This is a genomic window from Citrobacter sedlakii NBRC 105722, from assembly GCF_000759835.1.
Taxonomy (GTDB): Bacteria; Pseudomonadota; Gammaproteobacteria; order Enterobacterales; family Enterobacteriaceae; genus Citrobacter_A; species Citrobacter_A sedlakii.
Genome location: NZ_BBNB01000002.1, coordinates 114,753 through 138,120, shown reverse-complemented (window position 1 = coordinate 138,120; position 23,368 = coordinate 114,753). Strand labels below are relative to the sequence as shown.

The 23,368-nt window shown below is 56.1% G+C and carries 23 protein-coding genes and 1 riboswitch; of the genes, 13 read left to right on the top strand and 10 right to left on the bottom strand.

Annotated elements, in window-relative coordinates; all coding sequences use genetic code 11:
- Positions 1 to 271 precede the first annotated feature (271 nt).
- Positions 272 to 2,293: an excinuclease ABC subunit UvrB gene (uvrB, locus tag CSE01S_RS05005; RefSeq protein ID WP_042285143.1), complete on the top strand. Its 2,022-nt coding sequence runs from the start codon at positions 272 to 274 to the stop codon at positions 2,291 to 2,293.
- Positions 2,294 to 2,367: 74 nt separating this feature from the next.
- Here the strand turns inward: uvrB and yvcK are convergent, their stop codons facing one another.
- A complete protein-coding gene (gene yvcK / locus CSE01S_RS05000; RefSeq protein ID WP_042285141.1) occupies positions 2,368 to 3,276 on the bottom strand; it encodes a uridine diphosphate-N-acetylglucosamine-binding protein YvcK in 909 nt (302 codons plus the stop codon).
- Positions 3,277 to 3,543: 267 nt separating this feature from the next.
- A riboswitch (molybdenum cofactor riboswitch) is annotated at positions 3,544 to 3,693 on the top strand.
- Here yvcK and moaA point away from each other — a divergent pair.
- The 6 genes from moaA to CSE01S_RS04970 all read left to right on the top strand — a co-directional run bounded on the left by moaA (position 3,681) and on the right by CSE01S_RS04970 (position 7,137).
- Entirely contained in the window at positions 3,681 to 4,670 is a 990-nt protein-coding gene (moaA, locus tag CSE01S_RS04995) for a GTP 3',8-cyclase MoaA (protein WP_042285138.1), read from the top strand. It overlaps the preceding riboswitch by 13 nt.
- A 19-nt stretch (positions 4,671 to 4,689) precedes the next feature.
- A complete protein-coding gene (gene moaB / locus CSE01S_RS04990; RefSeq protein WP_042285136.1) occupies positions 4,690 to 5,202 on the top strand; it encodes a molybdenum cofactor biosynthesis protein B in 513 nt (170 codons plus the stop codon).
- Positions 5,203 to 5,204: 2 nt separating this feature from the next.
- Entirely contained in the window at positions 5,205 to 5,690 is a 486-nt protein-coding gene (moaC, locus tag CSE01S_RS04985; protein WP_042285132.1) for a cyclic pyranopterin monophosphate synthase MoaC, read from the top strand.
- On the top strand, positions 5,683 to 5,928 hold the full coding sequence (gene moaD / locus CSE01S_RS04980; protein ID WP_042285128.1) for a molybdopterin synthase sulfur carrier subunit: 246 nt from the start codon (positions 5,683 to 5,685) through the stop codon (positions 5,926 to 5,928). Before moaC ends, moaD begins: the two co-directional genes overlap by 8 nt.
- Position 5,929: 1 nt before the next feature.
- A complete protein-coding gene (gene moaE, locus CSE01S_RS04975; protein WP_042285125.1) occupies positions 5,930 to 6,382 on the top strand; it encodes a molybdopterin synthase catalytic subunit MoaE in 453 nt (150 codons plus the stop codon).
- Positions 6,383 to 6,432: 50 nt separating this feature from the next.
- A complete protein-coding gene (locus CSE01S_RS04970) occupies positions 6,433 to 7,137 on the top strand; it encodes a Bax inhibitor-1/YccA family protein (protein WP_042285122.1) in 705 nt (234 codons plus the stop codon).
- A gap of 51 nt (positions 7,138 to 7,188) precedes the next feature.
- On the opposite strand, the gene CSE01S_RS04965 is transcribed toward CSE01S_RS04970, so the two are convergent.
- From CSE01S_RS04965 to CSE01S_RS04955, 3 genes are read right to left on the bottom strand one after another with little or no spacing between them, the layout of a single operon-like run.
- Positions 7,189 to 8,151 carry a lysylphosphatidylglycerol synthase domain-containing protein gene (locus CSE01S_RS04965; protein WP_042285120.1) on the bottom strand — a complete coding sequence of 321 codons (963 nt, stop codon included), beginning with the start codon at positions 8,149 to 8,151 and terminating at the stop codon, positions 7,189 to 7,191.
- Positions 8,151 to 9,392, bottom strand: a complete 1,242-nt coding sequence (gene clsB / locus CSE01S_RS04960; RefSeq protein WP_042285117.1) for a cardiolipin synthase ClsB — start codon at positions 9,390 to 9,392, stop codon at positions 8,151 to 8,153. The genes CSE01S_RS04965 and clsB overlap by 1 nt, the downstream gene beginning before the upstream one ends.
- Positions 9,389 to 10,150 (bottom strand): endonuclease/exonuclease/phosphatase family protein, encoded by a 762-nt coding sequence (locus tag CSE01S_RS04955; protein WP_042285115.1) that lies wholly within the window; start codon positions 10,148 to 10,150, stop codon positions 9,389 to 9,391. The genes clsB and CSE01S_RS04955 overlap by 4 nt, the downstream gene beginning before the upstream one ends.
- Before the next feature lie 131 nt (positions 10,151 to 10,281).
- Here CSE01S_RS04955 and CSE01S_RS04950 point away from each other — a divergent pair, with 131 nt between their 5' ends.
- Positions 10,282 to 10,692, top strand: coding sequence for a YbhQ family protein (locus tag CSE01S_RS04950; RefSeq protein ID WP_042285112.1), 411 nt, complete (start codon positions 10,282 to 10,284; stop codon positions 10,690 to 10,692).
- Here the strand turns inward: CSE01S_RS04950 and CSE01S_RS04945 are convergent.
- From CSE01S_RS04945 to CSE01S_RS04920, 6 genes are all read right to left on the bottom strand, one after another.
- Entirely contained in the window at positions 10,654 to 11,760 is a 1,107-nt protein-coding gene (locus CSE01S_RS04945) for an ABC transporter permease (protein ID WP_042285108.1), read from the bottom strand. The two genes, CSE01S_RS04950 and CSE01S_RS04945, sit on opposite strands and share 39 nt — an antisense overlap.
- 90 nt (positions 11,761 to 11,850) lie before the next feature.
- Positions 11,851 to 12,984 (bottom strand): ABC transporter permease, encoded by a 1,134-nt coding sequence (locus tag CSE01S_RS04940; protein WP_042285106.1) that lies wholly within the window; start codon positions 12,982 to 12,984, stop codon positions 11,851 to 11,853.
- Positions 12,977 to 14,713: an ATP-binding cassette domain-containing protein gene (locus tag CSE01S_RS04935; protein WP_042285102.1), complete on the bottom strand. Its 1,737-nt coding sequence runs from the start codon at positions 14,711 to 14,713 to the stop codon at positions 12,977 to 12,979. Before CSE01S_RS04935 ends, CSE01S_RS04940 begins: the two co-directional genes overlap by 8 nt.
- Complete coding sequence (gene hlyD / locus CSE01S_RS04930; protein WP_042285099.1) at positions 14,706 to 15,701, bottom strand: secretion protein HlyD; 996 nt, start codon at positions 15,699 to 15,701, stop codon at positions 14,706 to 14,708. The genes CSE01S_RS04935 and hlyD overlap by 8 nt, the downstream gene beginning before the upstream one ends.
- Entirely contained in the window at positions 15,701 to 16,375 is a 675-nt protein-coding gene (gene cecR, locus CSE01S_RS04925) for a transcriptional regulator CecR (protein WP_042285096.1), read from the bottom strand. The genes hlyD and cecR overlap by 1 nt, the downstream gene beginning before the upstream one ends.
- A 71-nt stretch (positions 16,376 to 16,446) precedes the next feature.
- On the bottom strand, positions 16,447 to 17,370 hold the full coding sequence (locus tag CSE01S_RS04920) for a LysR substrate-binding domain-containing protein (protein ID WP_042285092.1): 924 nt from the start codon (positions 17,368 to 17,370) through the stop codon (positions 16,447 to 16,449).
- A 322-nt stretch (positions 17,371 to 17,692) separates the two neighbouring features.
- Between CSE01S_RS04920 and CSE01S_RS04915 the strand changes: the two genes are divergently transcribed.
- The 5 genes from CSE01S_RS04915 to rhlE all read left to right on the top strand — a co-directional run bounded on the left by CSE01S_RS04915 (position 17,693) and on the right by rhlE (position 23,304).
- A complete protein-coding gene (locus CSE01S_RS04915) occupies positions 17,693 to 19,021 on the top strand; it encodes an MFS transporter (RefSeq protein WP_042285090.1) in 1,329 nt (442 codons plus the stop codon).
- Between the two features lie 50 nt (positions 19,022 to 19,071).
- Complete coding sequence (locus CSE01S_RS04910; protein ID WP_042285088.1) at positions 19,072 to 19,821, top strand: SDR family NAD(P)-dependent oxidoreductase; 750 nt, start codon at positions 19,072 to 19,074, stop codon at positions 19,819 to 19,821.
- Between the two features lie 14 nt (positions 19,822 to 19,835).
- Complete coding sequence (locus CSE01S_RS04905) at positions 19,836 to 20,681, top strand: transketolase (protein ID WP_042285086.1); 846 nt, start codon at positions 19,836 to 19,838, stop codon at positions 20,679 to 20,681.
- Positions 20,681 to 21,679, top strand: a complete 999-nt coding sequence (locus tag CSE01S_RS04900) for a transketolase family protein (RefSeq protein WP_042285083.1) — start codon at positions 20,681 to 20,683, stop codon at positions 21,677 to 21,679. The genes CSE01S_RS04905 and CSE01S_RS04900 overlap by 1 nt, the downstream gene beginning before the upstream one ends.
- A 266-nt stretch (positions 21,680 to 21,945) precedes the next feature.
- Entirely contained in the window at positions 21,946 to 23,304 is a 1,359-nt protein-coding gene (gene rhlE / locus CSE01S_RS04895) for an ATP-dependent RNA helicase RhlE (RefSeq protein WP_042285081.1), read from the top strand.
- Positions 23,305 to 23,368: the final 64 nt, after the last annotated feature.

Below are 23,368 nucleotides of genomic sequence, written 5' to 3'. Positions count from 1 at the left end.
TAGCTGTCGCAGAACTGTCATTGAATGCAATAAAACTTTCATGACACGACTTGACAATGTTAACGAAGTGATTGGTTTGGGGATAACCCCGCCGGTCAGAAGATTATCTTGTCAGCGGTGAAATTCTCGCCGCTGACGCTGTGTCTTTTCGGCGCGTAACACAAATTTTCTCCGTCGTTACTGTTTTTTCATCCAGTATATTTTACTGGCAAAATTATGCGCTGCGAGTAAAATTACAAGCCTGCCCGCCCATTGCTTCAGGTAGCTGCCCATGAGTAAACCGTTCAAACTGAATTCCGCATTTAAACCGTCAGGCGACCAGCCAGAGGCGATACGACGCCTCGAAGAAGGGCTGGAGGATGGCCTGGTGCATCAGACGCTGCTTGGCGTAACGGGGTCAGGGAAAACGTTCACCATCGCCAATGTCATTGCCGATCTCCAGCGTCCGACCATGGTGCTCGCGCCGAACAAAACGCTGGCGGCGCAGCTGTACGGCGAAATGAAAGAATTCTTTCCGGAAAACGCGGTGGAATATTTCGTCTCTTACTATGACTACTATCAGCCTGAAGCCTATGTGCCCAGTTCCGACACCTTCATTGAGAAAGACGCGTCGGTAAACGAACACATTGAGCAGATGCGTTTGTCGGCAACCAAAGCCTTGCTCGAGCGTCGCGACGTGGTGGTGGTGGCCTCGGTGTCGGCGATCTACGGTCTGGGCGACCCGGATCTGTACCTGAAAATGATGCTGCACCTGACGGTGGGGATGCTGATCGACCAGCGCGCGATCCTGCGTCGTCTGGCCGAGCTACAGTACACCCGTAACGATCAGGCGTTCCAGCGCGGCACCTTCCGCGTACGCGGCGAGGTGATCGACATCTTCCCGGCGGAATCCGACGACATCGCGCTACGTGTGGAGCTGTTTGACGAAGAGGTGGAGCGGCTGTCGTTGTTTGATCCGCTCACCGGACAGGTGGAATCGACCATTCCCCGCTACACCATCTACCCGAAAACCCACTATGTCACGCCGCGCGAGCGTATTTTGCAGGCGATGGAAGAGATCAAAGACGAACTGGTCGATCGCCGCAAGATCCTGCTGGCGAACAATAAGCTGCTGGAAGAGCAGCGTCTCAGCCAGCGCACCCAGTTCGATCTTGAGATGATGAACGAGCTTGGCTACTGTTCGGGGATCGAAAACTATTCACGCTATCTTTCTGGACGCGGACCGGGCGAGCCGCCGCCGACGCTGTTCGATTATCTGCCCGCAGACGGCCTGCTGGTGGTGGATGAATCGCACGTCACCATTCCGCAGATTGGCGGCATGTACCGTGGCGACAGAGCGCGTAAAGAGACGCTGGTGGAGTATGGGTTCCGCTTGCCTTCCGCGCTGGATAACCGTCCGCTGAAGTTCGAAGAGTTTGAAGCGCTGGCCCCGCAGACCATCTATGTTTCCGCGACGCCGGGCAACTATGAGCTGGAGAAATCGGGCGGCGACGTGGTGGATCAGGTGGTTCGTCCGACCGGCCTGCTGGATCCGGTCATTGAGGTGCGTCCGGTGGCGACGCAGGTGGACGACCTGCTTTCAGAGATCCGCGCGCGGGCGTCTATCAATGAGCGCGTGCTGGTGACAACCTTAACCAAGCGGATGGCGGAAGATCTCACCGAATACCTGGAGGAACACGGTGAACGGGTGCGCTATCTGCACTCGGACATCGATACCGTCGAGCGTATGGAGATCATTCGCGACCTGCGCCTCGGCGAGTTTGACGTGCTGGTAGGCATCAACCTGTTGCGAGAGGGGCTCGACATGCCGGAAGTGTCGCTGGTGGCGATCCTTGACGCGGACAAAGAAGGGTTCCTGCGCTCTGAACGTTCGCTGATTCAGACCATTGGCCGCGCGGCGCGTAACGTTAACGGCAAAGCGATCCTGTACGGCGATAAGATCACCCCGTCGATGGCGAAGGCCATTAGCGAAACCGAGCGCCGCCGTGAGAAACAGCAGCAGTACAACGAACAGCACGGCATTACCCCGCAGGGGCTGAACAAAAAAGTGGTCGATATTCTGGCGCTGGGTCAGAACATCGCGAAGACCAAAGCGAAGGGCAGGGGCAAGTCACGCTCCACGGCGAAGGCGGATATCGTCGGGATGGATATGTCGCCGAAGGCGCTGCAGCAGAAGATCCACGAGCTGGAGGGGCAGATGATGCAGCACGCGCAGAATCTGGAGTTCGAGGAAGCCGCGCAGATCCGCGACCAGCTCCATCAACTGCGCGAGCTGTTTATCGCCGCGTCATAATCCGGTATTCAGGCAAAGCGTCGCAGACCGGAAAAGCGAAGCGCTACGCCGGTCGCGATCGAGACATGCCAGATTTATCCCAGCGCCTGCACCGCTTTTTCCAGCGCGCAGTGCAGTAGCTGGCGGTCATGGCGATAGGGGATATCGCTGGCTTCCAGCTCCTCCTGAATCACTACTCTGTCGTTGATGGCGCTGACGTCAACGTTAGGACCGACGACCACGGCGTCAATCACTCGTTTACCGACATACTGCTCCATAATCGCCAGTTTATCGACCAGGGTCAGGCTGGCTGCCGGCAGACTCAGCTCACGCCCCAGATTGCCGATATAGACCATCGGCGCCTGGGTGCGGCGCAGCGCCTGCGCCAGGTCATCCAGCAGCAGGATCGGCATCAGGCTGGTGTAAAAACTGCCAGGGCCAATCAGGATCAAATCCGCTTCGTTAATTGCCTGCACCGCTTCCCGCGTGGTGGGCACGTTGGGTGACAGCATCAGGTCCTGCGGCGGGGTGAGCAACTGGTCAATATTCACTTCGCCATACACCTCAAGCCCCTGATCGTCGATCGCCATCAGATCGACCGGCAGTTCCGACATCGGGATTAAATGCGCGTCGACTTTAAGCAGGTTACGAATTAAATTGATCGCCTCCAGAGGCCGTACGCTCAGGTGATCGAGCGCCTTTAACATCAAATTTCCCAGGTTATGACCCGAAAGTTCGCCATTACCGCCAAAACGATACTCAAACATAGCCGACGCGACGCTGGGTTCGGTTATCAACTGGTTAAGGCAGTTGCGCATATCCCCCCAGGCGATACCGCCTTCCGAGCGGCGGATACGTCCGGTCGAGCCGCCGTTATCGGTGGTGGTGACAATGCCGGTGAGGCGTGAGCCCAGTGATGAAAGTGATGAGAGAACGCGTCCTAATCCATGCCCTCCGCCGAGAGCGACGACACGATCCAGGTCAGCCAGCGTACGATTGCGCATAAAATATCCTGAAGTCAGATTTATCTCGCTACAGTAGCGCACATCGCAGGTTTTCAGCAATTCACTCCCCGCTGGAGAGAGAAATAAATTCTGCGCAGCTACCCCTTTAGTACGAGATGTCGGTTACTGCCTAATGATGTATATCAATGCAAAAAGCCCATTTTCGCTTATTCTGTAGCGAAATAGCACGATCATGACGCTATATATAAGTTTATATAGCGTTAGGCGTAAATGGCAAAATGGTCGTTTACGCGCTAGTATCGGCTAATCATTAAAAAACACTCTAGCCTCTGCGCCTGGGTCAATGAAGACATTGATATGGCGCTTTGGCCGTGACAGCGTAAACGCGTTGCCACCAGGGTGCAGGAAGAAATGACTGCGCCTCCCGTACTGGAAAGGTGTCTATGGCCTCACAACTGACCGATGCTTTCGCGCGCACGTTTTATTACCTGCGTTTGTCGATTACCGATGTGTGTAACTTTCGTTGCACCTACTGTCTGCCGGATGGCTACAAGCCCGGTGGCGTCACCAATAACGGTTTTCTTTCTGTCGATGAAATTCGTCGGGTTACCCGCGCGTTTGCCAGTCTTGGCACCGAAAAAGTGCGCCTGACCGGCGGTGAACCTTCCCTGCGCCGCGATTTTACTGACATCATCGCTGCCGTGCGGGAGAACGACGCCATTCGCCAGATAGCCGTCACTACTAACGGCTATCGCCTGGCGCGTGATGCCGCAGCCTGGCGCGAGGCCGGGTTGACGGGCATCAATGTCAGCGTCGACAGCCTGGACGCCCGGCAGTTTCACGCCATTACCGGACAGGACAAATTCCGGCAGGTGATGGCGGGCATTGACGCCGCCTTTGAGGCGGGCTTTACAAAGGTCAAAGTCAATACTGTGCTGATGCGTGACGTGAATCATCATCAGCTCGATACCTTCCTGAACTGGATCCAGACGCGTCCTATCCAGCTACGCTTCATCGAACTGATGGAAACGGGCGAGGGCAGCGCGCTTTTCCGCAAACACCATATTTCCGGCCAGGTGCTGCGCGATGAACTGCTGCGTCGTGGTTGGATCCACCAGCTGCGCCAGCGCAGCGACGGCCCGGCGCAGGTTTTCTGCCACCCCGACTATGCGGGCGAAATCGGCCTTATCATGCCGTACGAGAAAGATTTCTGCGCCACCTGTAACCGACTGCGCGTCTCTTCGGTGGGTAAACTGCATCTGTGTTTGTTTGGCGACGGCGGCGTCAGCCTGCGCGATCTGCTGGTCGAAGACTCGCAGCAGCATGCGCTGGAAGAACGTATTTCTCTCGCGCTGCGTGAGAAAAAGCAGACCCATTTCCTGCATCAGAACAACACCGGTATTACGCAAAACTTATCGTACATTGGCGGTTGATCGCTAAAAGGAGTTTTCCATGAGTCAGGTAAGCGCTGAATTTATCCCGACCCGTATCGCTATTCTTACGGTGTCGAATCGTCGTGGTGAGGAGGAAGATACCTCCGGTCATTTTCTGCGTGACGCGGCACAGGAAGCGGGACATCAGGTGGTGGATAAAGCCATCGTCAAAGAGAACCGCTACGCCATCCGCGCCCAGGTGTCGGCGTGGATCGCCAGCGAAAACGTTCAGGTAGTGCTGATCACCGGCGGGACAGGGCTTACCGAAGGCGATCAGGCGCCGGAAGCGCTGCTGCCGTTGTTTGACCGCGAAGTTGAAGGCTTTGGCGAACTCTTCCGAATGCTGTCGTTTGAAGAGATTGGCACCGCGACGCTGCAGTCGCGCGCGGTGGCAGGTATGGCCAACCATACGCTGATTTTCGCCATGCCGGGTTCAACAAAAGCCTGCCGTACCGCCTGGGATAATATCATTGCTCCGCAGCTTGATGCGCGCACCCGTCCGTGTAACTTCCACCCTCATCTGAAGAAATAAGTATGTCGCAACTGACCCATATTAACGCCGCTGGCGAAGCGCACATGGTCGACGTTTCCGCTAAAGCGGAAACTGTTCGCGAAGCGCGCGCCGAAGCCTTTGTCACCATGCGCAGTGAAACACTGGCGATGATTATTGACGGCAGCCACCATAAGGGCGATGTCTTCGCCACCGCGCGCATCGCGGGCATCCAGGCGGCAAAACGCACCTGGGAGCTGATCCCGCTGTGCCATCCGTTGCTGTTGAGCAAAGTTGAAGTGCAACTGCTGGCTGAACCGGAGCACAACCGCGTGCGCATTGAGTCACTGTGCCGTCTGACCGGCAAAACCGGCGTTGAGATGGAGGCGTTAACCGCCGCGTCGGTTGCGGCGCTGACCATCTACGATATGTGTAAAGCGGTGCAGAAAGATATGGTGATTGGTCCGGTGCGACTGCTGGCGAAAAGTGGCGGCAAATCGGGTGATTTTAAGGCGGATTCTCATGATTAAGGTTCTCTTCTTCGCCCAGGTTCGCGAACTGGTCGGCACCGATGCGCTGAACGTGGCGGCTGATTTTCCCACCGTTGAGGCGCTGCGCCAGCATCTGGCGACAAACAGCGACCGCTGGGCGCTGGCCCTGGAAGACGGCAAACTGCTGGCGGCAGTCAACCAGACGCTGGTCAGCTTTGATCATCCGTTAAGTGCGGGTGACGAGGTGGCGTTTTTCCCGCCGGTAACGGGAGGCTGAGATGGCGGAAACAAAAATCGTGGTCGATCCGGCGCCGTTTCGTGTCGGCGACGAATACCCGTGGCTGGCGGAACGTGACGAAGACGGCGCGGTTGTGACCTTCACCGGCAAAGTCCGCAATCACAACCTCGGCGACAGCGTGAAGGCGCTGACGCTGGAGCACTATCCCGGCATGACCGAAAAAGCGCTGGGCGAGATTGTGGCAGAGGCGCGCGCGCGCTGGCCTCTGGGGCGCGTTACCGTGATCCATCGCATCGGCGAACTGTGGCCGGGCGATGAGATCGTGTTTGTCGGCGTCACCAGCGCGCATCGCGGTAGCGCCTTTGAGGCGGGCGAATTTATTATGGACTACCTGAAAACCCGCGCGCCATTCTGGAAACGTGAAGCGACGCCGGAGGGCGAGCGCTGGGTGGAAGCCCGCGACAGCGACCAGCAGGCGGCAAAGCGCTGGTAGCAGAATGTGATACGCTTATACAGGTGTCACTTTTTTAACAGGAGATTTTCATGGACAGATTTCCACGATCCGATTCAATCGTGCAGGCGCGTTCCGGTCTGCAAACGTATATGGCGCAAGTGTACGGCTGGATGACCGTCGGACTGCTGCTGACCGCGTTTATTGCGTGGTATGCGGCGAATACCCCTGCGGTCATGATGTTCGTCTTTTCCAGCAAAATCACCTTTTTTGGCCTGATTATCGCTCAATTAGCGCTGGTTATTGCGCTTTCGGCGATGGTGCATAAGCTCAGCGCGGGCATGGCGACCACGCTGTTTATGCTCTATTCGGCGCTCACCGGGTTGACGCTGTCGAGCATTTTTATCGTCTATACCTATTCGTCCATCGCCAGCACCTTTGTGGTGACCGGCGGGATGTTCGGCGTGATGAGCCTGTGGGGTTACACCACCAAACGAGACCTGAGCGGCTGGGGCAATATGCTGTTTATGGCGCTGATAGGCATTATCCTGGCGTCGCTGGTGAACTTCTGGCTGAAGAGCGAAGCGCTGATGTGGGCAGTGACCTATATTGGTGTGGTGGTGTTTGTCGGCCTGACCGCCTATGACACCCAGAAGCTGAAAAATATTGGCGAGCAGATTGATGTGCGCGACAGTTCAAACCTGCGCAAGTACTCGATTCTCGGGGCGCTGACGCTGTATCTGGACTTTATCAACCTGTTCCTGATGTTGTTACGTATCTTCGGCAACCGCCGGTAATCTCACCGAACCTGATGGCGGTTCCGCCATCAGGTTCGGCACATCAGAAGACTACTTCGCCATCGCCTTTTCGTTTTTCGCCCGCAGCTTTTTCGCCCGGCTTTCCAGCACCAGATAACAAATCAATGCCAGCAGCAGCGGTATGAAATAATACAGTACGCGGTAAGCGAGCAGGGCGGCGATGATTGTCCCTTGCGAAGTATGCTCACCGGCGAGTAGCGCAATGAACACCGCTTCCAGCACGCCGATCCCCGCAGGAATATGGACTATCACCCCGGCGATACTGCTCACCAACAGCACGCCCAGCACAAAGAAGTAGTTCACATCCTGGCCCATCAGTAGCCAGATAATCAGTCCCATCACCATCCAGTTGGCGCTCGAAATGGCCATTTGCACCAGCGCAAATTTCCACGACGGCAGCACCAGTTTTTGCCCTTTGATGGTGACATGACGGCGCTTAGCAAAGGCGCAGAACCACATATACACGGCGATGACAAGCAGTAGCGCCACGCCGAGAATGCGCAGCGTGCCTTCGTCGATATACCAATGGGCGGGCAACTGCACCACGCCGAAGGTAAAGATAATCCCGCCCAGCAGAATGTAGCCAAGCCAGTTGGTGGTAATACTCAATGAGAAAATGCGGGTGATGGTGCTGCCTGGCAGACCGAGGCGCGAATAGAGTCGATAGCGCATCCCGATGCCGCCGACCCATGTGCTTAGCGTCAGGTTAAAGGCGTAGCAGATAAACGACACCAGCATGACCTGGCGCTTCGCCAGCTTATGCCCGCAGTAAGCGCGCCCCAACAGATCGTAGCAGCCGTACAATAAATAGCTGATGATCACCAGCCCGACAGCGCTGAGCAGCGCCACGCGGTTGTAGTCGCGGATAACCGTCCAGACATCCTCCCAGTTGACCTTTTTGGCATAGATAACCAGCAGGACAATTACTGCAATAAAAAACAGCCAGGTAAGGATCTTTTTCGCCAGCCGCCAGCGCGGATGAGATTTCGCCATTAGGGTTTCGCTCCTGTATCTTGTGCTTCAACGCGATCCTGCGTCTCCATCTCGGGCTGGGCTGGCGGTTCAACCTGCGCCAGATGTGGAGTATGCGCAGGCAGCCAGCCCACCAGCGCCGGGAAATGACGTAAAAAGTGGAACGCCAGCACGCTCTTGGTCAGGTTCCACCAGGTGCGTTTGGGCACCATCGACTCATCCACCTGTTTACAGTCTTTCTCGATGATCGCATTAAGGTTATCGCGCAGAGTCTGGTTAAACTGACGGTCATGTATGATCAGGTTCGCTTCCAGATTCAGCGACAGGCTGAGCGGATCGAGATTACTGGAGCCGACCGTCGCCCAATGGTCGTCCATTAACGCCACCTTGCCATGCAGCGGTTTGCGGCGGTATTCGTACACCTGAACGCCGCCCTTTACCAGATAGTTGTAAAGCAGGCGCGCGCCGACTTTCACAATCGGCATATCCGGTTCGCCCTGTACGATGAGCTTAACGCGTACGCCGCGACGCGCCGCATTGCGCATCGCATGGAGCAGCCGATACCCGGGGAAGAAATAGGCGTTGGCGATAATCACCTCCCGCCGCGCCTGGGTCAGCATTTTCAGGTAGTGGCGTTCGATGTCATCGCGATGTTCTTCGTTATCGCGCCAGACAAACAGCGCTTGCGCCTCGCCGGGCTGGTGGTTCTCTACCGCCTGGTGATGACGCTTCCACCAGCGGCGTACCGCGCTCTGCCCCGGAAGATTTTCCACCTCGAACTGTAAAATATCGGCCACAATCGGACCTTCGACGCGTACCGCGTAATCCTGCTTGGCCTCGGGACCATAGTCGGACATATGCTCATCGGAATAGTTAATGCCGCCGACAAATGCCACCCTGGCGTCGATCACCACAATTTTGCGGTGCATGCGGCGAAAGACGTTGGTGCGCATCCCAAAGACCCGCGGGCGGGGATCGTAGTAGCGGAACACCACGCCTGCGGCGGTCAGTTCACCCACAAATTCATCGCTGAGATCCGGCGAGCCGTAGCCGTCGAGCAGCACTTCCGCCTTCACGCCACGTTTGGCCGCTTTGAGCAGCGCCGCATGCAGCTGTTTCCCAACGTTGTCCTCAAACCAGATGAAGGATTCCAGAATGATCCTTTGCTCTGCTTCGGCAATGGCTTTATACACGGCGGGGTAAAACTGATCGCCGTTTTCCAGCAACTGAATCTGGTTACCTTCACGCCAGCCACACTTCATAAATGGACCTCCGCGCTCAGGGGAGCATGATCGGAAAGATGACGCCAGTTGCGCAGCGGCAACGCCGTTGGCGCACTGGTATTGGCATTTTTTACGTAAATACGATCGAGTCGTAATAGCGGCAGGCTGACCGGAAAGGTGCGCGCTGGACGACCGTGGGCGCGGGTGAAGATCTCCTCCAGCCCGGCCGCTTTTTTCAGCGGATGGTTGGCTTTTTGCCGCCAGTCGTTGAAATCGCCAGCCACCACCACGGGTTCGCCGTCGGGCAGGGCGTTGACCCAGTCGGCCAGCATTTTGAGTTGCGCCTGACGATGCGCTTCCCGTAAGCCCAGATGGACGCACATCACATGGATCGGATGGTTAAGCTGCGGCGGCACTATGCGGCAGTACAGCACGCCGCGCTTTTCGCTGCCCGCGACCGACACATCGCGGTTTTCATAGTGTTCAATCGGATAGCGCGACAGCACCGCGTTGCCATGATGACCTTCCGGGTATACCGCGTTGCGTCCATAGGCGTAGTCGCTCCACATGGTATCGGCGAGAAATTCGTAATGGGTAGTGTCCGGCCAGTTCTCAACGTGCAGCGGATGCACTTCATGGGCGCCCAGCACTTCCTGCAGGCACACAATGTCGGCGCCGACTGTGCGCACAGCGTCGCGCAGCTCCGGCAAAATAAAGCGCTTGTTAAAGGCGGTGAACCCTTTGTGCGTATTAATGGTGAGCACTTTGAATGAAAAATTACCGGTGTGTTGAGTCATGATTCTCCTGTCAACGTCACTATCCCGAGTAAATAGTGTAGTCGTCGTCACAAAAAGGTGCGTTGTTACGGAATTTTCCGTAAAGTTCGGTACTCTGAATCATTAGACGGAAATCCTTCAGGAGAAAAGCCATGAAGTGGCAACAACGTGTTCGTGTCGCAACGGGGTTAAGTTGCTGGCAGATAATGTTGCATTTACTGGTAGTGGCGATGCTGGTAATGGGCTGGATGAGCGGCACGCTGGTTCGCGTCGGCCTTGGATTATGTGTCGTGTACGGCATCACCGTATTGCTGATGCTGGCACTGCAACGCCATCATGAACAGCGTTGGCGGGAAGTGGCCGACGTGCTGGAAGAACTCACCACCACCTGGTATTTCGGCGCGGCGCTGATTGTGCTGTGGCTGTTGTCCCGTGTGCTGCAAAATAATGTCCTGCTGGCATTAGCGGGCGTCGCTATCCTTGCCGGGCCCGCCGTGGTATCGCTGCTGGCGAAAGACAAAAAGCTACATGACCTTGCGTCTAAACATCGCATACGCCGCTGATCCCGTCGTGGCCGCGATCACCAGTAGCGGCCACAAACTCCCCCAGACAATCGATAAACTCGCGTCCTTCAGATAGATCTGCTTGGTGATATCGGTAAAGTGACGAATCGGGTTAATCCACGTCAGGTTCTGCAACCATACCGGCATATTTTCGACCGGCGAGACGTAACCCGACAGCAAAATCGCAGGCATCATAAAGACAAACACGCCGATAAACGCCTGCTGCTGCGTTGAGCAGAGCGAGGAGATCAGCAGCCCAAACCCGACCAGTGACAGTCCGTAAATCACCATCGTGAAGTAAAACAGCGCCAGCGATCCGGCAAAGGGGATTTGGTACGCCCAGATCCCGATGGCCAGCACGATAGTCGCCTGGAACGTGGCGACTATCAGCGCAGGCACCGCTTTACCGATAAAGATTTGCCAGGTGGTGAGCGGCGAGACCAGCAATTGGTCGAGCGTGCCCTGTTCGCGCTCGCGCGCCACCGAGAGCGAGGTGACGATCATGACGCCGATCGTCGTGATCATGGCAATCAGCGACGGCACCACAAACCATTTGTAGTCGAGGTTCGGGTTATACCAGTTGCGGACCACCAGCTCGCTGTTGTTCGGCTTCGGTTTGCCTTCCATCAGTTCCTGCTGGTAAACCTTTACGATTTGCTGGAGATAATTGGCGGCGATCTGCGCGCTGTTGGAGTTACGCCCATCGAGAATCAACTGCATCGGCGCGGGCTGGAAGGTGTCCAGATTGCGGGAAAAATCCGCCGGAAAGCGGACCAGCAGCAGCGCTTTCTGCGTGTCGATGGTGGGCTGAATCTCCTGCGGGCTGTTCAGCAACAGCACGTGAGTGAAGGCTTTGGCGCGGGCGAAACGCTGGGTCAACTCCACGGCGTGTTTACCGTTATCCTCGTTATACACGGCAATAGTGGCGTTCGTGACCTCCAGCGTCGCGGCAAAGGGAAACAGGATCACCTGTATCAGCACCGGCAGAATTAAAATCGCGCGAGTCTGCGGTTCGCGCAGTAAAGACTGCAACTCTTTGCGGATCAGCGTCCATAAGCGATGAAACATCTCATTTTCCTCGCGCCGGAGGCGGCGTAAATGCCGGTTCCGGCCTGTATGCCCGTAGGTCTGATAAGCACAGCGCCATCAGGCGAACAATCAATCCAGCCGACGTTTGGTTTTCATCCACGTCAGGCCAATGAACATCACCGCCGAAGCGATCAAAAACAGCACGTTAACTACCAGCACCACCGGGATATTTCCCGCCAGAAACAGGCTTTGCAGGGTACTGACAAAATAACGCGCCGGAATGATATACGTCACTGCGCGGATCACCGCTGGCATGCTGTCGATCTGGAAAATAAACCCGGACAGCATAATCGACGGCAAGAATGCGGCATTCAGCGCCACCTGGGCGGCGTTGAACTGGTTACGGGTGATGGTGGAAATGAGCAGTCCCATCCCCAGCGTGCTCAGTAAAAACAGACTGGTGATGAAGAACAGCAGCAGCAACGAGCCGCGGTAGGGTACGCCAAGAATAAACACCGACACCAGCATACAAAGCAGCATGGCCAGCATACCGAGAAAGTAGTAAGGGATGAGTTTGCACAGCAGCAGCTCAACGCGCGTGACTTCCGTCGAGAGGAGCGCCTCCATGGTGCCACGCTCCCATTCACGCGCCACAACCAGTGAGGTGAGGATCGCGCCAATCACCGTCATGATAATGGTCACCGCGCCGGGAATGATAAAGTGTTGGCTGATGGCCGCCGGGTTAAACCAGTAGCGCGTCTGTACGTCAATTAATGGTTCAAATTCTTCTCCCCGGTCTTCGGCGCGCTGCATTTGCCAGATCTGCCAGATGCCTTCCACGTAGCCCTGCACAAAGTTGGCGGTGTTGGGTTCGCTGCCGTCGGTGATCACCTGAATGGGCGCGGTATCGTCGGCGCGCGCCATCTTTTCGGCGAAATCCACCGGAATAACCACCAGACCGCGGATCCGCCCGGCCTGCATTTTTTCGATCAGCGCCTGACGGTTATCGCTGATGGTGGCGTCAATGTACGGCGAGCCGGTCATCGCATGAGTAAAGTCCAGCGCCTCTTCACTCTGCTGTTCCAGCAAAATGCCGACGCGCAGCTTGCTGGAATCGAGGTTAATTCCGTAGCCGAAAATGAACAGCAGCAGCAGGGGGATCACCACCGCAATCAGCCAACTGCTGGGATCGCGGACGATCTGCCGCGTCTCTTTCACGCACAGAGCGCGAACGCGGCGCCAGGAGAGAAGCGGATTACGCATGTCCGTGCTCCTTATCCCATTCGTTGATCAGGGTGATGAAGGCCTGCTCCATGGTCGGGTCCGCCGTGTCGTCATCGGCGGCCTGCGCTTTCAAGTCATCCGGCGTACCGCTGGCGATCAGCTTGCCCCGATACACCAGTCCGATACGGTCGCAGTATTCCGCCTCGTCCATAAAGTGAGTGGTAACCATCACCGTCACCCCTTTTTCCACCATGCTGTTGATGTGCAACCAGAACTCGCGGCGGGTGATCGGGTCGACGCCGGAGGTCGGCTCGTCAAGAAAGAGGATGTCCGGCTCATGCATCAGCGAACAGGCCAGCGCCAGTCGCTGTTTGAAGCCCAGCGGCAGCGCGTCGGTTGCCTGGGCGGCAATGCTTTTCAGGCCAAACGCTTCGCTCATGCGGGCGATTTTTTCGTTCTGCGCTCGTCCGCGCAGGCCATACACGCCGGAGAAAAAGCGCAGATTTTGTTCGACCGTCAGGTTGCCGTAGAGCGAAAATTTTTGCGCCATATAGCCGAGATGCTGGCGCGCCTTGCCGGAGCTGACCTTCAGGTCCATATCCAGTACCAGCGCTTTACCCGAGGTCGGCACCAGCAGGCCGCACATCATTTTAAAGGTGGTGGATTTGCCTGCGCCGTTTGGCCCCAGCAGGCCGAAGATCTCTCCACGCTGTACGGCGAAGTTAACGTGGTCGGTGGCGGCGAAATCGCCAAATTTTTTCGTCAACGCTTTTGCTTCAATCACGGTTTCGCCGGGCGTGCCTTCCACGGTGTGCAGAATCGCGCCCAGCGGCGACTCTGACGTGGCGGCGCCGCCCAGCAGATCGATAAACGCATCTTCAAAGCGCGGCGCGGTTTCGTTGATCGCAATGTCCGGCATGCCTTCGGCACGACGAATGTCTTCTGCCGACGTCTCTTTTTTGACGATCAGACGCACCGACTTGCCCTGGATCATGCCGTCGCTCACCTGCGGCAGCTTTAACGCCCGCTGAAGCAGTTTGCGGTTGTTCTCCTGCGGGCTATGCATCAGGAAACTGCGCCCGGCCATGGTTTTGGTCAGCTGCGTCGGATCGCCCTGGTACAGCAGCTCGCCTTCGTTCATCAGCAGTACGTCGCGGCATTGCTCGGCTTCGTCGAGATAGGAGGTGCTCCAGAGGATCAGCATCCCGTCACCCGCCAGCTCGTGCACCATTTGCCATAGCTCGCGGCGGGAAATGGGATCCACACCGACGCCGGGTTCGTCCAGCAACAGCACTTTTGGTTCGCCCACCAACGTACAGGCCAGCCCCAATTTCTGCTTCATACCGCCAGAGAGTTTTCCGGCCAGGCGTCCGGTAAACGGACCGAGAGAGGTGAATTCCAGCAGACGGGCAAAGGTTTTTTCCCGCACCTCACCGGTGACGCTACGCAGGTCGGCGTACAGATTCAGGTTCTCCATGACGGTGAGATCCTCATACAGCCCGAATTTTTGCGGCATATAGCCGAGCACCGCGTGCAGCGCGCTGTCGTTTTTGATCGGATCAAAGCCGATCACCGTCGCCGCGCCGTCATCGGGCTTCAACAGGCCCGCCAGCATACGCATCAGGGTCGTTTTACCCGCACCGTCTGGCCCCACCAGTCCGGTGACGTAACCGGCGTGAATGGTGCAGTCGAGCGGTGCGACCGCGGGCTTATCCATGCCCGCGAAACGCTTTGTCAGTCCCGTGAGCGTAATGACGGCGTCATTCATGTCCTGCCTCATCGCTGAACCGCAACGTGACCGGCATTCCCTGACGCAGCGCGTCGTCGGCATCGGTCACGACAATGCGCAGGCGATACACCAGGTCGGTACGCAGATCCGGCGTTTCAACGGTCTTTGGCGTAAACTCTGCGGTCGGGGAGACAAAGCCGATTTTGCCGTGATACGGCTTATCCGGACGGCCATCGGTATACAGCAGGATGTCGCGTCCCGGCTGCGCCTGGCTTAGGTTTCGCTCATCGACATAGGCGCGAACCCACACCGGGCGGGTGAGCGACAGGGTCAAGACCGTGCTGCCTGCGTTGAGCATGCTGCCGGGCTCTACCGCGCGGGTCAGCAGCGTACCGTTCGACGGCGCCAGCAGAGTGGTGTCCTGAAGATCGAGCTCCGCCTGCGCCAGTTGGGCCTGGGCCTGTTCAAGACTGGCCTTCGCCTGGGCGATATCCTGCTCGCGGTTACCGGAGCGGTACTGGCTCAGCTTATCCTGTGCGGATTTCAGCGTCGCCAGCGCCTGATCGCGGGACGAACGGGCATTTTCAAGGTCGTTGGCGGAGATGGTGCGACTTTTCCAGAGTCCCTGCTGACGGTTATAGAAGTTTTGCGCATAGTCATACGCCGCCTGCGCCTGCCTTACCGAGGCGGCGGCCTGGGCGATCTCTTCGTCGCGATAGCCTGCCAGCATCAGGTCATACTGGGCCTGGGCGACGGACACACCGGCTTTCGCCTGCATTAGCGCGTTTTCATACGGCGCGTGATCCAGTTCGCCCAGCACCTGTCCGGCTTTAATCGTGTCGCCTTCGTCCACGGTCAGCGAGGCAAGCCGACCGCCGACGCGAAAGCTCATATTCACAGTGCGGATATCGACGTTGCCGTAGAGCGTCAGACCGTTATCCTGCCGACTCTGATACCACCAGGCGCCGCCCGCCAATACGGCGACCAGCACCGCGATAGCCAGCCCGATAACAACAGGTTTTTTCATCAGTCCAGACTCCTTTGCGATAGACCTTGCAGAATGAGATCGATATGACAGGTCACCGTCTGTTCGATCAGCGCCGTTTTTTCATCATCAAATTGTGACCAGCCGGCGCGTAACAGAATGGTTTCTTTGCCAAGGCGGAACGCCAGCACTTCGCCCAGCAGAGCATGGGTATGCAAAATGGTGCGCGTGTCGTGGGCATCGCAGCCGGTGTAGGCGGCAATAAGACGCGTCAGATGGCTGTGCAGCGGGTCGATTACCTGCTTGTGGACCAGTTGATAGGCCGCCGTAGGGGAAAGCTGCTCGCGCGAGATAAACTTGCTCAGATTCACGGTGTCTTCCTGGGTCAGCAGCATAATCATGTTCTTACAGGCGCGAAGGATCAGTTCGCGCATCGCCGCGCGGTCCGGCTCCGGCTGGCTAAACAGTTGCTCCGCCTCTTCGGCGTGTGGGCGAAACTGTTCTCCAATGAAGTCGGCAATCCACTTGGCGCAGGCGAGGTATAAATTCTCTTTCGAACCAAAGTAGTAGGGGATAGCGGCAATGTTCTGTCCGGCCAGGGCGGCTATGTCGCGAGTCGTGGCATGCAGGCCATACTCGCCGAACTGCGCCAGCGCGGCGGCGATCAGTTGGCTTTTCGCCTGTTCGCCTTTGCTTGTCATCGTGGGGGTAGTCATCGCGCGACCTGATTCTTAATCAATCGATTGATTAAAAATAGTCTGCTGTTTGTATTCTGTCCAGTCCGCGCTTAAATCTGGAACCCGGCGGCGTTGAGCTCCTCGGATATCCAGGCGATAAACGCTTTTACTTTTGCTTTTTGTTCGCTGGTATGCGGCATAACCAGATGATGGGCATTCACCGACATGCTGACATCCTCTGCGAATACCGGCTGCAAATGCTGTTTACGCAGGCTTTCTCCCGCCAGCAGGTTACTTTCAAGGATAACACCCAATCCCATTCTTGCCGCTTCGATGCTCATATAGGAGCGATCAAAGTTGAAAATAAAATTTTTGTTGAAGCCGCGCACTTTGTGCCAGGAGAACCAGTTGTTCCAGTTAATCAGGGTGCTGTCGGAATGGATGAGATCGCACGACAGCAGATCTTCAGGGGATTTCACCGGGTGATGTTCCAGCCAGGTCTGTGAGGAGTAGGGCAACACGCTTTCATTACGGATGGTTTTCACCACCAGTGTCGGCCACTGTGAAAGGCCGTGACGAATATCGATGTCAATATTGTCGCGAGAAAACTGAATGCTTTCATAGGAGCAGGTCAGGCTGATTTTCAGTTCGGGCCACGCCTGGCGAAAGCGATCCAGCCTGGGCATCAGCCAGAGTAAGCCAAAGCTGGGGGCCGAATGAATGCGCAAATAGTCTTGATGGATGTCATGAATCACCTGGTTAGTCGCCTGGCCAATAATATTTAAGGCGCCGGAGACCTCTTTGAGGTAGCGCTCGCCGATGGTAGTCAGTTTTACGCCTTTACTGCTGCGGGAGAATAATTTTTTACCTAAATAATTTTCCAGGCTCGCAATCTGATGGCTCACGGCAGAAGCCGTAATGTTAAGGTTTTCAGCGGCAATATTCAGACTGCCAGTATCGGCGACTTCGATAAAAGCCTGAATGTTACGTAAAGATGGAACCGGCAGCGTTTTATTGGGGACGGGGGCGCTCATAATTCTATTCCCGATGAAAGCAATGAGAAGAAACAGATAAACAGCTGGCGTGCAATTAGGCAAATATTCAGCATAATTTTTCTACGTTATCAGGGGGTTAAGGTAATGAATTGTGAGGCCGATCGCATTTTATGATTTGGAAAATTGGCTTTCCAGGATCGCTTTAATTTGAATGCAGTCACGAATCAAATTTTTCTCAACCTAAATTGAGGTTATCTAAATGCCGATTTTTGATCACGTTGTTATATTGCCCTTGAAGGTCTGAATAAAGGTGCTGCGGCGACGGGCACGAAAAAAGATAAAACAATAAAGAGGATACCCTATGTCACGTATAGATACGGTTGTCTGTACCGACACCAGGAAAACAAAGTATCGTTTTGTCGTTTTAACGATGATTTTCCTGGTGTATGCCATTAATTATGCCGATCGTACGAATATCGGCGCCGTACTGCCGTTTATCATCGATGAGTTTCATATCAACAACTTCGAGGCCGGTGCGATCGCCAGTATGTTCTTTTTGGGATATGCGGTAAGTCAGATTCCAGCCGGTTTTTTCATTGCGAAGCGTGGCACGCGCGGGTTGGTTTCATTATCTATCTTTGGTTTTTCCGCATTTACCTGGTTGATGGGCACCGTCAGCTCGGTCCTGGGCTTAAAACTGGTGCGCCTGGGTCTGGGGTTGAGCGAAGGGCCGTGTCCGGTTGGGCTGGCGTCGACCATCAATAGCTGGTTTCCGCCCAAAGAAAAAGCCACAGCGACGGGCGTGTATATTGCCGCGACGATGTTTGCCCCGATTATCGTTCCACCGCTGGCGGTCTGGATAGCGGTAACCTGGGGCTGGCGCTGGGTATTCTATTCTTTCGCCATTCCGGGCATTGTGGCAGCCATCGCCTGGTATCTGCTGGTGAAAACCAAACCTTCGGAAAGCCGTTTTGTTTCAGAGAGTGAACTGGCAGAAATTAACGCCAGCCAGGGCGAAAATAATCAAACGCGTGAAAATATTATCGTTGCGGATAAATTTACGTGGCTGGATAAATTCATCCGGGTGAGAAAAATGGCACCCATAGATACGGCGAAAGGATTATTTACGTCGAAGAATATTCTCGGCGATTGTCTGGCTTATTTTATGATGGTCAGCGTGCTGTATGGCCTGTTGACCTGGATTCCGCTTTATCTGGTGAAAGAAAAAGGCTTCGACTTTATGAGTATGGGGCTGGTTGCCAGTATGCCTTGCATTGGAGGATTTGTCGGCGCGATTGGCGGCGGGTATATCTCTGATAAACTACTCGGGCGTCGACGCAAACCGACAATGATTTTTACCGCCGTTTCAACCGTTATAATGATGCTTATCATGCTAAATATTCCGGCAAGCACCGCGGCAGTGTGCGTAGGATTATTTTTTGTCGGCCTGTGTCTGAATATTGGCTGGCCCGCGTTTACCGCTTATGGTATGGCGGTTTCTGATGCTAAAACGTATCCCATTGCCTCCTCTATTATTAATAGCGGCGGTAATCTCGGTGGGTTTGTTTCCCCTATGGTAGCCGGCTTTTTACTTGATAATACCGGCAGCTTTAATTCTGTCTTCACCTATTTTGGTATTTGCGCAGCGATTGGTTTAGTGGTGATTCTGTTTCTTGATGAACCACAATAATAAATCTTTCTCTTATCAATTAATATGACGTAATGTCATGGAGTAAATTTATGTTATTAACAAATAAAGTCGCCATTGTGACTGGCGCGGCTTCCGTTCGCGGTTTAGGTTTCGCGACAGCGAAGTTATTTGCGGAAAATGGCGCAAAGGTTGTAATTATTGATTTAAATAAAGAGGCCAGTGAAGCGGCGGCGAAATCGTTAGGCGACGATCATCTTGGCCTTGCGGCGAACGTGGCGGACGAAGCGCAGGTCAGTGCTGCAATGGAACAAATTGTGGCGAAATATGGCCGGGTTGATGTGCTGGTTAATAATGCCGGTATTACACAGCCTATTAAATTAATGGATATCAAACGCGAAAATTATGACGCAGTGTTAGATGTCAGCCTGCGCGGCACGCTGCTGATGTCGCAGGCGGTCATTCCGCTAATGCGCGCGCAGAAATCCGGCAGCATTGTCTGCATCTCCTCCGTTTCCGCCCAGCGCGGCGGCGGTATTTTCGGCGGCCCACACTATAGCGCGGCGAAAGCCGGGGTATTAGGACTGGCGCGGGCGATGGCGCGCGAACTGGGGCCGGACAATGTGCGCGTAAACTGCATCACCCCGGGGCTGATCCAGACGGACATCACCGCCGGGAAGCTGACCGATGAAATGACCGCCAACATTCTGGCAGGCATTCCGATGAACCGACTTGGCGACGCCGTCGATATTGCGCGCGCCGCGCTGTTCCTCGGCAGCGATCTCTCCTCCTATTCCACCGGTATTACCCTGGACGTTAACGGCGGCATGTTAATCCATTAAGCGAGGGCACTCTGATGAAGATGACAGAAGTTCAGAAAGTCGCGGCGGCGGCCTGGCGCATTCGGCGCTACGCCCTGCGCATGGGCGAAGTTCAGGGGCAGGGGTATATCGGTCAGGCGCTGGGCTACGCCGATGTGCTGGCGACTGCGTTTAGCCATGCGATGACGTATCGTGCGGAGGAACCGGAATGGGAAGGGCGCGATCGCTTCCTGCTTTCCCATGGTCACTATGCCATTGCCTACTATGCGGCGCTGCTGGAGGCGGGGATCATTCCTGAGCCGGAGCTGGAAACCTACGGTTCAGATGACAGCCGTCTGCCGATGTCCGGCATGGCGACGTATACGCCGGGGATGGAGATGTCCGGCGGATCGCTGGGGCAGGGACTGTCTATTGCGGTAGGCATGGCGCTGGGGCTGAAGCAAAAGCAGAGCGATTCATGGGTGTATAACTCCATGTCGGATGGCGAACTGGATGAAGGTTCCACCTGGGAAGCCGCGATGTCTGCGGCGCACTACGGGCTGACCAACCTTATCAATATCGTGGATGTTAACAAGCAGCAGGCCGACGGAGACTCACGCAAAATTCTCGGCTTCGAACCGTTACATGAAAAATGGGCGGCTTTCGGCTGGTACGTACAGCGGGTGGACGGTAACGATGTCGCCGCAGTCGTCGAGGCGTTTGATAACGCGAAGAGCCATCGCGGCGAACAGCCACGGGTCATTATCTGCGACACGCTGATGGGCAAAGGCGTTCCGTTCCTCGAAACGCGCGATAAAAACCATTTTATTCGCGTTGATGCTGACGAATGGCAGAAAGCCATTGCCGTGCTCGATGCCAACAAACCGGAAGGAGTGCTGTAATGAGCCAGACAACCCCTAAACCCCGTTTAAAAACCTCGGCGATGATCGCCTCCATCGCGGATGAAGGTCAGGCTACCGTTGCCGCGCCGTTTGGCGTCGCTCTGGCAAAGCTGGCGGCGGAGCGGCCAGAGATCGTCGGCATGACGGCTGACCTGTCGAAGTACACCGATCTGCATATTTTCGCTCAGGCCCATCCGGAACGCTTTTTCCAGATGGGGATGGCGGAGCAATTGCTGATGGGCGCCGCAGGCGGTATGGCGAAAGAGGGCTTTATCCCGTTCGCCACCACCTACGCGGTGTTCGCCACTCGCCGCGCCTATGACTTTATCCATCAGGTCATCGCGGAAGAGCATCTTAATGTGAAGATCTGCGCGGCGCTGCCGGGACTGACCACTGGCTACGGTCCCAGCCATCAGGCGACGGAAGATCTGGCGATCATGCGCGGCATCCCTGGCATGACCATCATCGATCCGTGCGATGCGCTGGAAATTGAGCAGGCGGTCCCGGCGATGGCCGACCATAACGGCCCGGTTTATATGCGCTTGCTGCGCGGCAAAGTGCCGCTGGTGTTGGATAAATATGACTACAAGTTTGAGTTGGGGAAAGCGAAGCTGCTGGAGGATGGCAACGATGTGCTGATTATCTCCTCCGGTCTGATGACCATGCGCGCGCTGGAAACCGCGGAAAAACTGCGCGCCGATAATATCAGCGCCGCAGTGCTGCACGTCCCGACCATCAAGCCGCTGGATGAGAAAACCCTGGTTGAGCAGGCGTCAAAGCCAGGCCGGCTGGTGATCACGGCGGAAAACCACACCTGCATTGGCGGGCTGGGTGAAGCGGTCGCCGCGCTGCTGATGCGTAAAGGCGTGCGTTGCGAACTCGATACCATTGGTCTGCCGGATGAATTTCTGCTGGCCGGGGCGTTGCCAACCCTGCATGACCGTTACGGTATTTCAACGGCGATGATGGTTGATAAAATTAAACATCGCCTGCGTTAAAGGCTTTCGCCGCCGCGTTCTGCGGCGGTACTTTTCACTTTCTGGTTAAGGTTTCCGTGTCGATTAATTCACTCAGAAACCGGTTTGATAAAAACTTCCGCGCCGCCGCGTGACCGTATAAACCTGAGCGATGGGATATTTATGCGCTCTGTCACAAAAACTGCTACACTCCGCCTCTTCATGACATTGTGGTTTTTGTCATTTCCAAATTGTAAGTATCTCCCTGAAAACGACACCGGGAACGGTCGGGGCGGTCCGGAGTAGTTATGTCTTTTGATTCCCTGGGTTTGAACCCTGAAATTCTGCGCGCCATTGCCGAGCAGGGTTACCGTGAACCTACCCCTATTCAGCAGCAGGCGATCCCTGCGGTGCTGGAAGGCCGTGACCTGATGGCGAGCGCGCAGACCGGCACCGGTAAAACCGCTGGCTTCACGCTGCCGTTGTTGCAGCACCTTATTACCCAACAGCCCCATGCCAAGGGCCGTCGTCCGGTACGGGCGCTGATCCTGACGCCCACCCGCGAACTGGCGGCGCAGATTGGCGAGAACGTCCGTGATTACAGTAAGTATCTGAACATTCGTTCGCTGGTGGTCTTCGGCGGCGTGAGCATTAACCCGCAGATGATGAAGCTGCGCGGCGGTGTGGATGTGCTGGTGGCGACGCCGGGCCGTTTGCTGGATCTCGAACACCAGAATGCAGTGAAGCTGGATCAAATTGAAATCCTGGTGCTCGACGAAGCTGACCGCATGCTGGATATGGGCTTTATTCACGATATCCGTCGCGTGCTGGCGAAGCTGCCGGCGAAGCGCCAGAACCTGCTGTTCTCTGCGACCTTTTCTGACGACATTAAGGCGCTTGCCGAAAAGCTGCTGCATAACCCGCTGGAGATCGAAGTGGCGCGTCGCAACACCGCCTCTGAGCAGGTGACGCAGCACGTTCATTTCGTCGACAAAAAACGCAAACGCGAACTGCTTTCCCAGATGATCGGCCAGGGGAACTGGCAGCAGGTGCTGGTATTCACCCGCACCAAGCACGGCGCTAACCATCTGGCGGAGCAACTGAATAAAGACGGCATTCGCAGCGCGGCGATCCACGGCAACAAGAGCCAGGGCGCACGTACCCGCGCGCTGGCTGATTTCAAATCCGGCGATATTCGCGTGCTGGTGGCGACCGACATCGCGGCGCGTGGACTGGATATTGAAGAACTGCCGCACGTGGTGAACTATGAACTGCCGAACGTGCCGGAAGATTATGTCCACCGTATCGGGCGTACCGGGCGTGCCGCCGCCACCGGCGAGGCGCTGTCGCTGGTGTGTGTCGATGAACATAAGCTGCTGCGCGATATTGAAAAACTGCTGAAGAAAGAGATCCCGCGCATCACCACGCCGGGTTATGAGCCGGACCCGTCAATCAAAGCGGAGCCCATCCAGAACGGGCGCCAGCAGCGTGGCGGCGGTGGCGGTCGTGGCCGTCAGGGACAAGGTCAGGGAGCGGGCCGTGGGCAACAGCCGCGTCGTCAGGACGGCGGCGCGCCGAAAGCCAAACCGCGCAGCGGCGAAGGCAAACCGGCGGGTGATAAGCCGCGACCGCCGCGCCGCCCGCGTCGGATTACCCCGGCACAGTAATGTCGTAAGCCGGATAAGCGCAATTCACCGCGCTGTCCGGCAGTCCAACCCCCGCGCTTTGAAC

Excerpts from the sequence above, each read along its gene's own strand:
- CSE01S_RS04955 (WP_042285115.1), bottom strand. The coding sequence starts at position 10,150 with ATGACTCAACACACCGGTAATTTTTCATTCAAAGTGCTCACCATTAAT.
- moaC (WP_042285132.1), top strand. The coding sequence starts at position 5,205 with ATGTCGCAACTGACCCATATTAACGCCGCTGGCGAAGCGCACATGGTC.
- cecR (WP_042285096.1), bottom strand. The coding sequence starts at position 16,375 with ATGACTACCCCCACGATGACAAGCAAAGGCGAACAGGCGAAAAGCCAA.
- CSE01S_RS04920 (WP_042285092.1), bottom strand. The coding sequence starts at position 17,370 with ATGAGCGCCCCCGTCCCCAATAAAACGCTGCCGGTTCCATCTTTACGT.
- rhlE (WP_042285081.1), top strand. The coding sequence starts at position 21,946 with ATGTCTTTTGATTCCCTGGGTTTGAACCCTGAAATTCTGCGCGCCATT.
- CSE01S_RS04910 (WP_042285088.1), top strand. The coding sequence starts at position 19,072 with ATGTTATTAACAAATAAAGTCGCCATTGTGACTGGCGCGGCTTCCGTT.
- CSE01S_RS04915 (WP_042285090.1), top strand. The coding sequence starts at position 17,693 with ATGTCACGTATAGATACGGTTGTCTGTACCGACACCAGGAAAACAAAG.
- clsB (WP_042285117.1), bottom strand. The coding sequence starts at position 9,392 with ATGAAGTGTGGCTGGCGTGAAGGTAACCAGATTCAGTTGCTGGAAAAC.
- CSE01S_RS04900 (WP_042285083.1), top strand. The coding sequence starts at position 20,681 with ATGAGCCAGACAACCCCTAAACCCCGTTTAAAAACCTCGGCGATGATC.
- CSE01S_RS04940 (WP_042285106.1), bottom strand. The coding sequence starts at position 12,984 with ATGCGTAATCCGCTTCTCTCCTGGCGCCGCGTTCGCGCTCTGTGCGTG.
- uvrB (WP_042285143.1), top strand. The coding sequence starts at position 272 with ATGAGTAAACCGTTCAAACTGAATTCCGCATTTAAACCGTCAGGCGAC.
- moaE (WP_042285125.1), top strand. The coding sequence starts at position 5,930 with ATGGCGGAAACAAAAATCGTGGTCGATCCGGCGCCGTTTCGTGTCGGC.
- moaA (WP_042285138.1), top strand. The coding sequence starts at position 3,681 with ATGGCCTCACAACTGACCGATGCTTTCGCGCGCACGTTTTATTACCTG.
- CSE01S_RS04945 (WP_042285108.1), bottom strand. The coding sequence starts at position 11,760 with ATGTTTCATCGCTTATGGACGCTGATCCGCAAAGAGTTGCAGTCTTTA.
- hlyD (WP_042285099.1), bottom strand. The coding sequence starts at position 15,701 with ATGAAAAAACCTGTTGTTATCGGGCTGGCTATCGCGGTGCTGGTCGCC.
- moaD (WP_042285128.1), top strand. The coding sequence starts at position 5,683 with ATGATTAAGGTTCTCTTCTTCGCCCAGGTTCGCGAACTGGTCGGCACC.
- CSE01S_RS04905 (WP_042285086.1), top strand. The coding sequence starts at position 19,836 with ATGAAGATGACAGAAGTTCAGAAAGTCGCGGCGGCGGCCTGGCGCATT.
- CSE01S_RS04970 (WP_042285122.1), top strand. The coding sequence starts at position 6,433 with ATGGACAGATTTCCACGATCCGATTCAATCGTGCAGGCGCGTTCCGGT.
- CSE01S_RS04965 (WP_042285120.1), bottom strand. The coding sequence starts at position 8,151 with ATGGCGAAATCTCATCCGCGCTGGCGGCTGGCGAAAAAGATCCTTACC.
- CSE01S_RS04950 (WP_042285112.1), top strand. The coding sequence starts at position 10,282 with ATGAAGTGGCAACAACGTGTTCGTGTCGCAACGGGGTTAAGTTGCTGG.
- CSE01S_RS04935 (WP_042285102.1), bottom strand. The coding sequence starts at position 14,713 with ATGAATGACGCCGTCATTACGCTCACGGGACTGACAAAGCGTTTCGCG.
- yvcK (WP_042285141.1), bottom strand. The coding sequence starts at position 3,276 with ATGCGCAATCGTACGCTGGCTGACCTGGATCGTGTCGTCGCTCTCGGC.
- moaB (WP_042285136.1), top strand. The coding sequence starts at position 4,690 with ATGAGTCAGGTAAGCGCTGAATTTATCCCGACCCGTATCGCTATTCTT.